Genomic DNA, 15,010 nt, shown 5'->3' with positions numbered 1-15,010 from the left:
AACACTTAGTGGAATTATATTATTCATTTTCAGCATTAATCGTATTAGCATCAATATTTGCCTATCTTAACTATAGATTTTTAAAACTTCCGAGTACCATCGGAATTATGGTCATTGCCATTGTGGTTTCTATTTTTCTGGTCCTGTTCGGAGAAACGGTTCTTCCCAGAACTTTCGGACATCTTCATAAACTCATGAACGGCATAGATTTTACAGAAGTTCTGATGGGAGCCATGCTTAATTTTCTGCTCTTTGCAGGAGGAATTCATATTAATATTAATGATCTGAAAGAACAGTTCAGACCTGTAGTGATATTTTCCACGGTAGGTGTTGTGATTTCTACCTTTGTTGTAGGATTCGGAATGTTTTATCTGCTTCCTTATGTGGGAATAAAGCTTCCTTTTATCTACTGTCTTGTTTTTGGTGCTTTGATTTCTCCTACCGATCCGGTAGCGGTTCTGAGTGTACTGAAACAAGCCAATGTATCCAAATCACTGGAAACAAAAGTAGCCGGAGAGTCTCTTTTTAATGACGGTATGGCGGTTGTAGTATTTACGGTGATCTTACAGCTGGCGGTGGGAAAAGAAGTTGATCTGAGTGTTGAAACCATCGGATTGCTTCTGCTTAAAGAAGCCGGAGGAGGTCTTTTACTCGGGGTTCTGTTAGGATGGGTTACTTCAAGATTGATGCGTGAAGTGGATGATTATATTATCTCTGTGTTGGTGACACTTTCTGTTGTAATGGGAGGATATCTTATTGCCCGTCAAATGCATATTTCAGGACCATTGACAATGGTGGCCGCAGGATTGTTTATGGGGAACTTCAACAGAAGTTTCAAAATGAAATCAGTGACGCAGGACTATCTGATTAAATTCTGGGAGCTGATTGATGAAATTCTGAATGCTGTACTATTTCTGTTCATCGGATTTGAACTTTTGATGATTAAAGATCTCAGACATTTCATGATTCCGGGTTTACTTGCCATTGTGGTAGTTCTGTTTGCAAGATTTATTTCTATTTGGGGACCTACAAAATTTACTTCCCTGAGAAGAAGTTTCAGTCCACAGACGGTAAAAGTTCTCGTTTGGGGCGGAATCCGCGGAGGAGTTTCCATCGCATTGGCGATGTCTGTTCCTAAAAGTGAATACAGTGAGATTATTTTAAGTATAACTTATTGTGTAGTAGTATTTTCTATCATTGTTCAAGGGCTTACTATTGCAAAAGTGGCGAACCCTAAACAGATTGCAGAAGAGGAGGGCGAGCAGGAAAATATTGCTTTAGAAGAGAAAGCTTAATTTATTATGAGTATTGTTAAAGAAATACAGGAAGCACTTGCTGTTTTATCCATTCCTGAAAAGGCAGAATTTTTTCCAAGATTTTTCAAAACGGGAAAAGGAGAATATGGTGAGGGTGATTTTTTTCTGGGGGTAAAAGTTCCGGATCAACGCTCTGTAGCCAAAGAATATTACTCGAAAATAAATTTAAAAGAACTCAGCACCTTACTTTCTTCAAAATATCATGAGCACAGACTGACGGCTCTTTTTATGCTGATTTCAAAGTTCGAAAAAACAAAAGATAAAGCAGTAAAAGAAGAAATGGTCGCTTTTTATCTGGATCATCTTCCTTATGTTAATAACTGGGATCTGGTAGATTCAACCTGTTATAAAATTTTAGGCAGATATGCTTTTGAAAATCAGAAAGAAAACCTTCTTAGAGAACTTTCGGAATCTGATGAGATGTGGCATAAAAGGATTGCTGTTGTCGGAACAATGCATTATATAAAAAAAGGGGCATTTGATCTGACAAAAGAATTCGTCACCAGAAATCTGAAACATCCACATGATCTGATGCACAAAGCAAATGGATGGCTGCTAAGGGAAATGGGAAATAAAAATGAAGGAGAGCTGATCCTCTATCTGAATCAGTATTATAAAGAAATGCCCAGAACCTGCCTTCGGTATGCTATTGAAAAACTGGATGAAGATCTTCGCCAGGACTATCTTAAAGGACGTATTTAAAAAATAATATACGGGAAAGTACCGTATTTTCCCCTGAAAAAGTACCGGGAAACAGCTATTTATGGCCAAAAAATCAAAGATAATAAGGATTTAAGGTCAGAATTAAGTAATTTTGTGGTTTTAAACCTAATCATGAAAAAAATATTAAAACTATTTCTTCTTCTTCTGCTTCCCCTGTTATTTTTAACAAGTTGTTTCGATATTCTGGATAAGGTGAACGTAAAAGCAGATGGTACAGGAGAATATACTATTATTCTTAATGCCAGTAAAAGCAAAACACGGCTGGCTTCAATTTCCAAGATGGAAACCATCAACGGAAAAAAAGTTCCTAAAAAGTCAGAAATTGAAAATAAAATCAATGAAGCTGCCAGAATTTTTAAAGCAACTCCGGGAATCAGTAATGTGAAAACTTCCATGGATTTTGATAATTACATCATCAAACTGAGCTGCAATTTCAAGAAAATAGAAAATATCAATGCCGGTCTGGAAAAACTAAAGGCTCAGAAAATATTGGGCAAAGTGGTTCCAACACAAGTATACAGCCAAAATCTTGAAAAAAAGATATTAACAAGGAATAAAGTAAATACCTTCAAAACAGATTATGACAAGATGAGTAAGGCTGATAAGGAGGTTTTTAACGATGCAAAATATACTTCCATTATGCAGTTTGAAAGCACGGTGAAATCACAAACGAATAATACGTATGTGCTTTCTCCCAATAAAAAAGCACTCAAGCTGGAGGCTGATATTCTGGATCTGATCCTTCAAAAAAAACAAATTCAAAACACTATTCTTTTTCAATAAATTTCTAAACTATAGTCATGAAATCTATCTTATTAAAAACGCAAACCATTATTTTTGTTCTCTTTGGCTTTACATGGGGTTTAGCTCAAAACAGCATGAAAATTCCTTCCGATGCCGTATTTTATATGGAAGTTAACGGAAAACAGCTTAATAATAAAATCAACTGGAATAAACTGAACCCTTTGCTGCATGAGCTCAGCAAAAAGAGCAAAGAAAACCTTTCATGGACAGATTATTCCAAAACAGGAATCAAATATGATGCTGTTCAATATCACTATGCAAGTTTTAATGACTCGATTAAAGCTTATAATACCCATTTTATCATTGATAATAGAGAAAAGTTCCAGGAGTTTATTAATTCTGTAAAGAAAAAAGGACAGGAAGTTTCCAGCAGAAAGAACTATTCTTATGTAGATATCAATGATGATATTTTTGTAGCGTGGAACGGAAGACGTGCTGTTCTCAGCATGATCAGCTATACAAAACCGTATAAGAATCTTTGGGCAGAGGAAGCAGTTGCAGACAGTACAGCAGTTGCAGTGGTGGACTCCGCTTACGCAGAGCCGGGAGATACAGTGTATACCGAAGAGCCGGAAAAGCCGTTTGATTACAAAGAAGAAATCAAAAGCCTGAAGGAAGATATCAAGTATCTGAAAGAAAGTATTAAAGATAATAATAACGAGATCGCAAGAATCCAGAAAGATATCAAATACCTGGAGAAACACCATAAATATCCTGCAGAGAAAGAAAGTGCTGAGAATTCTGAAAATGGAGAGGAAATGCCTGATGCAGAATATGATGAGGAAGAAGATAAAGCCTATCAGAAAGAACAGGACTCTATCCGAAGAGAAAACTTTAAGGTTGTTAAAAAGAACGCTGAAGATCGTTTTGACCGATATTTCAGTTCAAATTTAGAAATTGAAGTTCCAAAAGAGATGCTTACATTCAGAGATGCCAATTCCGATGTTTTTGTGTACACAGATTATGGAAGAATTGTAAATGAAGGTATCTACGGAAAAATGACGAAGTATTACGGCTACGGACAGTTTTTCAAAAACATGTACAACTCCAACTATACATACAATCTGTATTTTGATAAAGACAAAGTAAGACTGGTGAATAATTATCAGCACAGAAATAATGACATTCAAAAGAATATCTCTGCCATTTATAAAGGAAAGAAAAACAAAAAGCTGCTGCAACTGATCAATGAAAAAAGTGTCGGTTACTATGCCATGAATGTTAACGGGGCAAAATGTTTTGACATGATGTACAGCCTTCTTCAGAATTCCGGAGAAAATGAGTACAAAAAAGAAATGGAGCTGATCATGGAAACCATGAAAATTGTACTGGATGAAGAAGCAATTACCAAAATTGCACCCGGAAACGGAATCTTTGTTTTAAACGAATTGAAATCTAAAACAGTAGAATACACCGATTATGAATACGATGCAGATTTCAATGAAAAAGAAGTAAAGAAAACCAAAGAGATTGCTGTTCCCAACTTCACTTTCGCTTTTGCAACAGAGAACGAAGGCTACTGGAACCGTATTTTTGATATGCTGACGACTAATAAAAAGCTTTCTAAAAGATTCTCTAAAAAAGGAGATTTGTACACATTTAAGGAAGAAAAAAACGGAGGCTATGTGGATCAGCTATTCTTTAGCGTGAAAGATGGAGTAGTGTATCTTATGAGTTCAGCAGATAATATTCTGCCGGTAGACCAATCTGATATTTCCAGAAAATGGGCAAAAGATTCAGCGAAATATCCTTTGTCGGGAAGACTGGATATCCGGAAACTTTTAACAGGATTAGATAAAGAATTCAAAAGTCCGAAAGAGAGAAAAACATTGGAGGCGATCAAAAAAAATGTTGGAGAATTGTATTATAAAACAGAAGTAAAAGGAGAAAGTATCCAGACTGAGATGAATTATAACATCAAAGATTCTTCGGAAAACAGCTTAATGTATTTCTTTGATATATTCGATCAGGTTTTTAAAACAAAGGAAACAGACAAGAATCCTCAAATTTTATAGATGAAAAAAAAGAAGATTATTGTCCCGTTATTTTTATTGCTGGCTGTTGCAGTATATTTTTTAGTCTTTCATAAAAATAAAAGCCTCCAATATATTCCTGATAATGCAGATGCAGTGGTCTTAATTGACACGAAGAAATTAACGGGACAGTACCTCTTCAGCTTAGTAACTCATCCTTCAAAATGGTCCGGAAGTAAAAGAAAGAGTAAAAGCTCAGGATCAATAAAATATTCAGGGATCAGAATACCGGATTTCCTGCAGGTCTTCCATATTAAAAACACCAGGCTGTCCGAATGGTACACAGTTTTGGAACTTAAAGATCAACAGAAGTTCATTGATTTTTTAAAGGATCAAAAGGCTGCGGATAAGGGAAATAACCGCTTTCAGAAGGATCAGTTTTTCTTTATGATAGACGGAAATTATTGCATTGCGGGAACTTCAGATCATGCTTTTGAAACTATTCAGAAAAAACTTCTACAGAGTTCTGTACATCATGTTTGGGATGCAGATGAATTTATTCAAAATACACTGGGAAGCATTTCATTCATTTCAGGACAGAAGATCCGGAACTTTTCCATCGAGTTAAATGAGGATGAAATTGAAATCAAAAATCACTCAAACCCGGAAATTTTTAATGGCATTACTTCAAAACTTCAGAAAGGAAACCAATTTCTGGAACTGGAATTAGACAAAGAAAACATCAGAAATTTTTCTCATTTTTTCAATAAACGGATAGCAGATTCTTCGCAGATAAATTCTTTAAAAGCTGTGGCAGATCTCGAACAGATCAATGATACCATTGTCACTTATGAATATGATGATAATTTTAATGAAGTTGAAAAAAAGGCGGTTCAAAAGATTATCCAGCCCAGCTATATGATCGATATTCAGAGTCGTAATCCTGAAAAAACCTGGCAGTATTTTCAGTCTGAGAAGTGGATCAATAACGAAAATCAATTCACGGCAATTCCTTTTCAACCTAATAAAATCATTCAGCATAATAACGGTATTACGATAAAATCAACCCGAAATCCGATAGCAATGCCGCCCCGATTAAATGAAAACTATATTGTAATCAGAAATAATGTGTTGTTGTATTCTTCTTTGAAAACACTGAGTAATACTGAGAAAAGGATCATTTCTGACATCGATTACGTGTTCTATGGGAACAAGGCTCAGAATTATTGGATAAAAATAAAAGCGAAAAAAGGAGAATTACCCTTAATTTTACGGTGGTAAACAAAGTCCCCGAATAAAATTTTCATGAATGGCTCCATCAGACATCGCATTGCTCAAAACCTTTACACATTATTTTTTACATCTCGTTTTTCCGGTTTTTATTGCATTGATTTTTTATCGTAAAAATTGGAAAAACGCATATTTCATTCTTCTCGCTACCATGATGGTAGATCTGGATCATCTTTTTGCCAATCCTGTTTTTGATCCGTCAAGAGGAAGCATAGGCTTTCATTTTTTACATTCCTATTATGCCATTGCGGTGTATTTTTTGCTGTTGTTCTTTAAAGGAAATATCAGGATTATAGGAATCGGGCTTCTGTTCCATATGTTCACAGATTATCAGGATTTTAACTTCTGGCCTCATTAAAATATTATTAATATTTTCTTTTAATATTGAAATTATTATAGATTTTTTGTATTTTGTAGTCACGATATGAGACTAAGAGAACTTTTACATTATACCTATATTTTTCCTATTCTGGCAGTAGGGTACTATTTTTCCGGTTTTATGGGAAGTGGTGTCTTTAATGATATTCTTGCCGGTATTTTATTGATCGGAAGTGTTTTATCAGCAGTACATCATGCTGAAGTTGTAGCTCATAAAGTAGGAGAGCCTTTTGGGACCATCATTCTGGCTCTTTGCATTACCATTATTGAAGTGGCACTTATCATCTCGCTGATGGTTGCCGGCGGAGATCAGGCGATCACGCTGGCCAGAGATACGGTTTTTGCTGCTGTAATGCTTATTCTTAATGGAATTCTCGGAATATGTATTTTGGCAGGCGGCGTTAAATATCATGAGCAGTTCTTCGCAAGAACCTCAGCAACTACTTATCTGGTGAGTATTGTTTCCATTCTGATACTTACCCTTGTTCTTCCCAATTTTACATCAAGTGTCAACGGACCATTCTATAACGAGGCACAGCTTATTTTTATATCCATAGCATGTCTTGTCATCTACGGGGTTTTCCTGATGGTACAGACGGTTCGTCACAGAAGCTACTTTATTGTTCCTGATGAGCATCCTGAAGAACATTATATACCTTCTTTACCAAAAACGCTTATCAGCTTTATTTTTCTGGTGATTTGTCTTGTTATTGTCGTACTGATGGCGAAAGGATTATCAGATACAATAGAAGGTATGGTGCAGAGTCTTGGAGCTCCAAAATCCCTGGTTGGGGTAATTATTGCTGCCGTAGTTCTTCTTCCTGAAGGGGTTGCTGCGATCCGTGCAGCAAGAGCCAATCAAATCCAGTCCAGCTTAAATCTGGCATTAGGCTCTGCATTGGCAAGTATTGGTCTTACTATTCCTGCAGTTTCAGCGGTATGCATTATGTATGATATTCCACTTGTATTAGGTTTGGACAAAAAAGACATTATTCTGCTTTCTTTATCCGTATTTATTGTAATGTTATCTTTAAGTCGCGGTAAGACAAATGTTCTTTATGGCACTGTTCTGTTGGTAAATCTGGCAGCTTATATCTTTACAGTAATAGTTCCTTAAAAAAGCAAAAAAGAATTCCATCTAAAATCAATTCCCGAAAACCTCAAAACGGGAACTCAAAGCCCTTACAGCCTTCTGGCCATTTCCATTTTGAAAGCCATAAGTTTGGCTATATTTTCGGATTTGTAGATTGCCATGTCTGCATTTTCTCCTACAAAGTTTTCCTCAATAGTAGTGCGCCAAAGCAGCAGCCATCTGTCAAAATGCTTTTGTTCCATCGCCTGTATCTCGTTAATCGGGAAGTGTACACCCATTGGATTTCCTTTATAGGTCATCTGCCCGAAAAGAATAGACTCCCAGAAAGAATACATTTTAGGAAGATGCTGATCCCAGTCTACCTTAGCAATATCATTAAAAAAGAATCCAATGGTTTCATCTTTAACAACTTTGTTGTAAAATGAATTGACAAGGTATTCAATATCTTCTCTTGATTCAAGCTTTTTCATAGTTCAAATTTAATATAATTCACATTAAAAATTCCAGTCCCGAAATTGATAAATTTCATATAGACAGTATTTTACAACCCGTGCTGTAAAAATATAGAAGTATAAAATGAAAAAATTGGGAAAGATTAAAATTTGATTAATTCGCAAAAAAACACCTTAAAAGAATCCATTTTTTGTAAATTTAATTATTAAACACTAAAAAATTATTAAAATGACTAAAAAAATCAATTCTATTTGTATTCTCTTACTGATGTTTTCGGTGTCATGTTCAAGGGATGAAGTGAGTACTATTAATGATGATTCAGAAAAAGTGAATTATTCTGAAGTAAAGAATTCGCAGCTTACAGAGGCGAAAATGCTTCAGCAAGGCTGGAAAATTGTAGATGAGTTTAAATTGGCAGGTAATAATGGACTGAGTGCCCGCTATCGTTCATCTAATGAAGAGCGTGAAATCCCATTCAAGCCCAATCATCTGAAAGATATGGGATATGATATTAGTTATTCCGGAGAAAGAACGAGGTTGAAAAATGTTTTTGCTTACTCTGGTCAGGTTCCGGATGGAATTATTTTTAATCCTGACTTTTCTGTAGATGGAGATACACGGAATACAGCTCCTAATCCTAATGTTTCCATTGTTCTGGGAACTCCTGAGGTATCCATAAAAACAGATGGGGTGGATTTACCGGATAATGCCTATACCACGGAGGCGATTAATAATGGCGACAGAGAAAGTGAAATTACGGTAACCTATTCTTATAAAAAAGGATACTCTACCTCCTGGAAACGTACTGTCTCAGGCTCATTTGAGGTGGCAGCATCAGTATCCGTAGATATTCCGTTAGTGGCAAAAGCTTCGGCAAGCACAAAAGTTGTGGTGGGAGGAGATACAACGGAAGGAACAGAAAATTCTGAAGAAATTACGGAGACCAGCAGCTACAAGACCATCGTACCGGCTCACTCTAAAAAATCAATTTCTATCCTTACGAAACTGAAAGGATCATCTGTTGAATACTTTGTACCTATGAAATTAACCGGAAGATTGCAAGCCAACTTTCCTTCTCCTGTAAATGGACATTATTATTGGGCTTTTCCTATCGAAAGCTTCCCTTATTTTCTTGCCAATATACATGGAGAATCAGGGATTGTAAAATCTGTCAGCAATGTAAGTGTTACTGTAATGGAATCACCAGCACAACCTATATAAAACTATTTTAATAAAGATTGTATAAACAGCAGATATTCAAAATTTCTGCTGTTTTTTTGTTTTAGTTCTTTTGAATGAAAGTTCAATAAAGCCCTTTGATAAAGCAATCTGTCATCTGAATGATGAATGTTAAAAGATGATTCCTAAAAAGCATTGACATCTTAATGGATTCTATTCTTAACTTTGCTTTTTAAATATCTGTAAGTTGAAAAAAGAGCTGATCATCAGATGGCTTACTGGTAGAGGAAAATCATAATATAATAAAGTCAAAATGATTAAAAAATGACAGGAGGACTCAGAAAAAAGATCCGTCAGAAAAATGCGGAGAACAGTGGTTTCGGAACCAATGCCTCAGGAAGGTTTATCAATAAAGATGGTCTCCCGAATGTTCAGAGAAGAGGAGTGAACGTTTTTAACAGGCTAAGCTGGTATCACACCATGCTGAATCTCTCTTCATTCCGTTTTATTTCTTATCTGGTTATTGCTTATATCATCATTAATCTTTTGTTTGCTATGATCTATTATCTTATTGGTGTAGAGCATCTTACCGGGATTGATAAGAGTGATCCGCTTAATGAATTTATTGATGTTTTTTTCTTCAGCTCTCAGACATTTACTACAGTTGGATATGGGAGAATCGCTCCTGTAGGTTTTCTGGCAAGTCTTGTGGCTACTTTTGAAGCTTTTCTGGGATTGCTTACCTTTGCCATTGCAACAGGGCTTTTTTACGGAAGATTTTCAAGACCCCGGGCATATCTTAGGTTTTCTGATATAGCCGTTATTGCTCCTTTTCAGGAATCTTCAGCATTAATGTTCAGGCTTGCTCCCTATAAGAATAATGCGTTGACGGATGCAGACGTTATTGTATCTGTAGCCATTGAGGTGATGGAAAACGGAGTGGCCAAAAGTAATTTTTACAGGCTTACGACCCAGATGAGCAAAATCAATACACTGGCTCTCAACTGGACTGTAGTGCATAAAATTGATGAAAACTCTCCGTTTTACGGGTTTTCTGAAGAAGATTTTAAAAATACGGATATGGAACTTATTGTGCAGGTACGCGCTTTTGACGAAGTGTTTTCAAATACGGTGGTTCAAAGGTCTTCGTATACTACAGGAGAAATTGTATATGGAGCTAAATTTGTTCCCATGTATTATCCAAACAAAGAAAATCTTTCAACGGTACTGGATCTGGATAAAATCAATGAATATAAGAAAGAAGAACTCCCGGATTCAGTGATAAACAAAGAATAAATGGATTTAGATTTTTATAAAAAACAAGCGATACAAAAGCAGAAAGAGCATAAGAAATTTCTGGACGGATTAAAAAAGAAACCACCCAAAAACCTTGACTATGCAGTACAGGAAACCCACGACGAAGTTTTTGAAGAAATAGACTGTCTGCAATGTGCTAATTGCTGCAAAACAACCGGTCCTCTCTATACTGAAAAAGATATTGAGCGGATTTCCAAGCATCTGCGAATGAAATCTGCAGACTTTGAAGCAAAGTTTTTAAGAGTGGATGAAGATAATGACAAGGTATTACAGAATCTTCCCTGTTTTTTTCTGAATAGTGATAATACATGCTCTATCTATGATGTAAGGCCAAAAGCTTGTCGTGAATATCCCCATACAGACCGTAAGAAGATTTACCAGATCAATAATTTGATGCTGAAAAATACTGTTATCTGCCCTGCAGCATTTGAATTCGTAGAAAAAATGATGAAGAATATAGGGAAGTAGATTTCAAGGATGGAAGCAGGAAGAGGGGAGAAGGAAGTTTTGATAGTAAAACGGTTTAATTAAAGTCTTTCAACCGGAATAAACTTCCAGCTTCCAGCATCGATCTTCCAACCAAATCAATCCGAACTCATTTTTGCAAATTCCTCTTAAATAATTATAAAGTACGTTAAATAAGCTTTTTACATATAATTTTACAAATGAAGCTTCGTTTTAGTTAAACAATCATTTAAATATTATATTATGAAAAAGTTATTTTTAACGGCAGCGTTTACATTAGTCGGAGTAATCGCAGTATCAGCACAATCAACACCACAAAAGCCGGCCGATACTTCTACTAATAACCCTGCGACAACTCAAACTCAACAACCGAATACACAGACTACAAGTCCTTCGGATCCGAAGAATCAACAGGAAAAATCACCTGCCACTACAATGGAAACTGCACCGGCAACCGATCCATCAGTAAGTACAACGCCTACTGATGCCACTAAACCTGCAGATGCTCCTAAAGAAGAGAAGAAAGGCAAAAAGAAGAAAAAGTAAAAGCACTAAGCAAACACCAGCCGGAATCCTGAAATCTTGTATTTCAGGATTTTTTTTGTTCAATTTCTTCCACTTTGAACAGGAGGATCTTAGTAATCAGATCCAGTGGAAGATCTTCATGAATTGGAAATTGGACAGCGCCTTTAGAAAACTTATATTTTCTTTCCTTAAAATCTGTCTCAAAATTCCGGATACCTTCAGCTCCGGGATAGAATCCGATATGCTTTTTGTAACCCGCAAAATAAACCAATGGTTTTCCTTTGTACCGGAAGGCAGGCATCTGATATCCAATATATTCTTCAAGATCCGGAACCTGTAAATGAATTACTTTCCTAAGTTCTTGAAGCTTTTCCTGTATTTCTACCGAAAATAGGAAAATGTATTCATCAATATTTGTAAAGGTGCTTTGCATGATATAAAAATAAAAAAAGCGCTGCATATAGCAGCGCTTTCTCCTTTCACTTTTTACTTTTTTCCCATTATCCCGGGAACAGGCTATATCAAAAAAGGTCGGGAGTTTTTCCCAACCTTTGTTTTTTTCGTTACACAACTCCTTGAGCCAACATTGCTTCTGCTACTTTTACGAAGCCGGCAATATTTGCACCTTTTACGTAGTTTACATAACCGTCTTCGTCTTTTCCGTAGTCTCTACAAGCTTTGTGGATACCGATCATGATTTCCTTTAATCTTGCATCAACTTCTTCAGAAGTCCAGTTAAGACGGATAGAGTTCTGAGTCATTTCTAATCCTGATGTTGCAACACCTCCAGCGTTGGAAGCTTTACCAGGAGAGAATAATACTTTATTATCTAAGAAATAGTTGATCGCGTCTAGTGTAGAAGGCATGTTCGCAGCTTCAGTCACACAAACACATCCGTTTTCAACTAATTTTCTTGCATCATCTAAATCTAATTCGTTTTGAGTTGCAGAAGGGAAGGCAACATCACACTTCACATCCCAAGGACGTTTTCCAGCATGGAATTCAGCAGAAGGATATTTTTTAGCATAGTCTTCAGCTCTGTTGTTTCCTGAAGCTCTAAGCTCTAATAAATAATCGATCTTTTCTCCGCTGATACCATCTTTGTCATAGATATATCCATCTGGTCCAGAGATTGTTACTACTTTAGCGCCAAGTTCAGTTGCTTTTTTGATAACTCCCCAAGCTACGTTTCCGAAACCTGATACTGTTACGATTTTATCCTGGAAATTCTGTCCGATTGTTTTAAGCATCTGCTCAGCGAAGTATACTACACCGTATCCTGTAGCTTCAGGACGGATTAATGAACCCCCGTAAGCAAGACCCTTTCCTGTAAGAACTCCGGTAAACTCGTTTCTGATTTTTTTATACTGTCCGAATAAATATCCGATTTCTCTTGCTCCAACACCAATGTCACCTGCAGGTACATCTGTTTCAGGACCGATGTGCTTGCACAATTCCGTCATGAAAGCCTGGCAGAAACGCATTACTTCCATATCAGATTTTCCTTGTGGATCAAAATCTGAACCTCCTTTACCTCCTCCCATTGGAAGAGTTGTCAAAGAGTTTTTGAATACTTGTTCAAAAGCTAAGAATTTAAGAACGGATAAGTTTACAGTAGGGTGGAAACGGATTCCTCCTTTGTATGGTCCAATAGCAGAGTTCATTTGAATTCTGAAACCTCTGTTAACCTGAATTTCTCCTTTGTCATCAACCCATGGAACTCTGAAAATAATAATTCTTTCAGCTTCAGCCATTCTTTCAAGCAGCTTCATTCCGGTATATTCTTTTTTAGTAGCAATGAATGGAATTACGGTTACGGCAACTTCTTTTACAGCCTGTAAAAATTCCGGTTCGTTAGGATTTTTTGCTTCAATTTTTGCAATAAACTCTTGGATTTTCTGGTCAATATTATATTGTTCCATATATTAAGGTTGAATATTATTGTCAACAAATTTAATTTTTTTTTCAAGATTCACAACACTATATTTTAACATTGTTAAAAATTAAATAATAATGTTTCGTAATATTATTAAATTAATAATTTACGTTCAAATTTTGCTAAAAATGAAATGTTATGTGTGAAATAATGCAGTATTAAGAAATCGTTAAATCTTAAATGGCGATGAATTGCCTCCCGGAAAATGATTTTACTTTCCCTAAAAGTTCCAATTCCAAAATTATTGGTAAAATTTTGTGAGTGGGAAGATCAATTCTCTGGGCCAGATCATCTAATGAAATCTGAGGCTGGTCTTTAATAGATTGATGTATTAATAATTGATTGCCAGACAATTGTAAGGTAGTCTCGCAATAAGGAAATAACTCTTCCATTTTTTCTTTGGGATCATTTAATCCGAGAAGTCCGATAAGATCTTTTAAGGTAGAAATGGCTGTTGCTTTATTATGGAAAATCAACTGATTACATCCCTGGCTGCAGCTGTCCGTAATTTTTCCAGGCAGCGCAAAAACATCACGGTTATAATCATTAGCGAAGGCAGCTGTGCTTACAGAGCCTCCTCCAAAACCGGTTTCCACTACAATAGTTGCCGGAGATATCCCTGCCACAATTCTGTTTCTTTGGATGAAGTTTTCCCGGTCTGGTTTTCTTGCAGAGCTGAACTCTGTTATTAATGCGCCTCCTTCCTGTAAAATTTTTTCAGAAAGTTTTCTGTTTTTTGCCGGATATAAATACTTGAAACCATGGGCAAGAACCGCTACGGTAGGTTTCCGGTGGCGAATAGACTGTTCGTGAACTTCTTTGTCGATGCCTAAGGCGAGACCACTTACAGATATATATTCTGAAGATTGTGTTGCTTCAAAAAAGTCTTCAATGAACTGCTTCCCATAAGTTGTCATATTCCGGGTTCCTACAATACTTACTTTTGGTTGTGCCTCCTCCATATTTCCTTTTTGATAAAGAATAGCCGGTGCATCATTACATTCATTAAGCAGGGGTGGGGTTTCTTTAAGATGTTTTAGCCTGATCTGGATATTATTTTTTTCGCAAAAATTTAATTCTTCTTCTGCGAATTCCAAATGAGCCTTATTTCCAATGTCTGAAACCGTTCTTTGTCCTATCCCTTCCAGCTTTTTATACTCATTTCTGGCTCTTTTCCAGGCTTCCTGAGCGCTTCCGAAAGTACGGATAAGTTTATGAAAATGGATATCGCCAATCTGGCTGCACTCGCGGAGGGCGATGGCATAGAAGTATTCTTCGGAATTCATGTGTGTTTTTTTTCAAATGTAATAAAATAAGTTTATTTAAACGATTGATATATACTTATATCAAGATTTCCGTTCTATAATCATACATTCTAAATCCGTGTACTTTTTTCTCATGAAAACTAATTCTCTACAATGGACTATTGTAGAGAATTAATTTTTTTATTTATGGTGTTCATATGACTTTATCCTGATTTTCGTTGAGAACCGAAGCGCTCTCCTTTAACGTCGATGTCTGGAGGAGCCTTGTAAAGAGCGGGATTCTTCTCTTTGTG

Annotated in this window: 15 protein-coding genes; 11 read left to right on the top strand and 4 right to left on the bottom strand. The window is 36.2% G+C overall.

Translation table 11 applies throughout. From position 1 onward, the window contains the following. The first annotated feature begins 8 nt into the window (after window positions 1–8). The 7 genes from ACODR7_RS12030 (at window position 9) to ACODR7_RS12000 (ending at window position 7,601) form a co-directional block, all read left to right on the top strand. The gene (locus tag ACODR7_RS12030; protein ID WP_488839264.1) at window positions 9–1,295 is read left to right on the top strand and encodes a cation:proton antiporter; all 1,287 of its coding nucleotides are present in this window, start codon (window positions 9–11) and stop codon (window positions 1,293–1,295) included. 6 nt (window positions 1,296–1,301) lie between these two features. Continuing rightward, window positions 1,302–2,018: a DNA alkylation repair protein gene (locus ACODR7_RS12025; RefSeq protein ID WP_488839262.1), complete on the top strand. Its 717-nt coding sequence runs from the start codon at window positions 1,302–1,304 to the stop codon at window positions 2,016–2,018. 132 nt (window positions 2,019–2,150) lie between these two features. Beyond that, entirely contained in the window at window positions 2,151–2,822 is a 672-nt protein-coding gene (locus ACODR7_RS12020; RefSeq protein ID WP_276967084.1) for a hypothetical protein, read from the top strand. Between the two features lie 17 nt (window positions 2,823–2,839). Beyond that, complete coding sequence (locus tag ACODR7_RS12015) at window positions 2,840–4,858, top strand: hypothetical protein (RefSeq protein ID WP_488839260.1); 2,019 nt, start codon at window positions 2,840–2,842, stop codon at window positions 4,856–4,858. Continuing rightward, the gene (locus tag ACODR7_RS12010; protein WP_488839258.1) at window positions 4,859–6,097 is read left to right on the top strand and encodes a hypothetical protein; all 1,239 of its coding nucleotides are present in this window, start codon (window positions 4,859–4,861) and stop codon (window positions 6,095–6,097) included. A gap of 28 nt (window positions 6,098–6,125) precedes the next feature. After that, window positions 6,126–6,464 carry a DUF6122 family protein gene (locus ACODR7_RS12005; protein WP_488839256.1) on the top strand — a complete coding sequence of 113 codons (339 nt, stop codon included), beginning with the start codon at window positions 6,126–6,128 and terminating at the stop codon, window positions 6,462–6,464. A gap of 66 nt (window positions 6,465–6,530) precedes the next feature. Then, window positions 6,531–7,601, top strand: a complete 1,071-nt coding sequence (locus ACODR7_RS12000; RefSeq protein ID WP_488839254.1) for a calcium:cation antiporter — start codon at window positions 6,531–6,533, stop codon at window positions 7,599–7,601. 65 nt (window positions 7,602–7,666) lie between these two features. Here ACODR7_RS12000 and ACODR7_RS11995 read toward each other — a convergent pair whose 3' ends face one another. After that, window positions 7,667–8,047: a group III truncated hemoglobin gene (locus ACODR7_RS11995; protein WP_488839252.1), complete on the bottom strand. Its 381-nt coding sequence runs from the start codon at window positions 8,045–8,047 to the stop codon at window positions 7,667–7,669. Window positions 8,048–8,258: 211 nt separating this feature from the next. Between ACODR7_RS11995 and ACODR7_RS11990 the strand changes: the two genes are divergently transcribed. The 4 genes from ACODR7_RS11990 (at window position 8,259) to ACODR7_RS11975 (ending at window position 11,537) form a co-directional block, all read left to right on the top strand. Further along, the gene (locus ACODR7_RS11990) at window positions 8,259–9,251 is read left to right on the top strand and encodes a hypothetical protein (protein WP_488839250.1); all 993 of its coding nucleotides are present in this window, start codon (window positions 8,259–8,261) and stop codon (window positions 9,249–9,251) included. A 282-nt stretch (window positions 9,252–9,533) separates the two neighbouring features. Beyond that, window positions 9,534–10,505, top strand: a complete 972-nt coding sequence (locus ACODR7_RS11985) for an ion channel (RefSeq protein ID WP_488839248.1) — start codon at window positions 9,534–9,536, stop codon at window positions 10,503–10,505. Next, complete coding sequence (locus tag ACODR7_RS11980; protein WP_488839246.1) at window positions 10,506–10,994, top strand: YkgJ family cysteine cluster protein; 489 nt, start codon at window positions 10,506–10,508, stop codon at window positions 10,992–10,994. 240 nt (window positions 10,995–11,234) lie between these two features. Further along, entirely contained in the window at window positions 11,235–11,537 is a 303-nt protein-coding gene (locus ACODR7_RS11975) for a hypothetical protein (RefSeq protein WP_488839244.1), read from the top strand. 43 nt (window positions 11,538–11,580) lie between these two features. On the opposite strand, the gene ACODR7_RS11970 is transcribed toward ACODR7_RS11975, so the two are convergent. The 3 genes from ACODR7_RS11970 to dprA form a co-directional block, all read right to left on the bottom strand. After that, complete coding sequence (locus ACODR7_RS11970; protein WP_488839242.1) at window positions 11,581–11,949, bottom strand: iron chaperone; 369 nt, start codon at window positions 11,947–11,949, stop codon at window positions 11,581–11,583. A gap of 130 nt (window positions 11,950–12,079) precedes the next feature. Then, entirely contained in the window at window positions 12,080–13,438 is a 1,359-nt protein-coding gene (gene gdhA, locus ACODR7_RS11965; protein ID WP_488839240.1) for an NADP-specific glutamate dehydrogenase, read from the bottom strand. 190 nt (window positions 13,439–13,628) lie between these two features. Further along, a complete protein-coding gene (gene dprA, locus ACODR7_RS11960) occupies window positions 13,629–14,738 on the bottom strand; it encodes a DNA-processing protein DprA (RefSeq protein WP_488839238.1) in 1,110 nt (369 codons plus the stop codon). Between the last annotated feature and the right edge of the window lie 272 nt (window positions 14,739–15,010).

Source organism: Chryseobacterium sp. FG46, from assembly GCF_057809135.1.
Note: the sequence above shows the minus strand (reverse complement) of the source record. Positions and strands in the feature narration are given on the sequence as shown.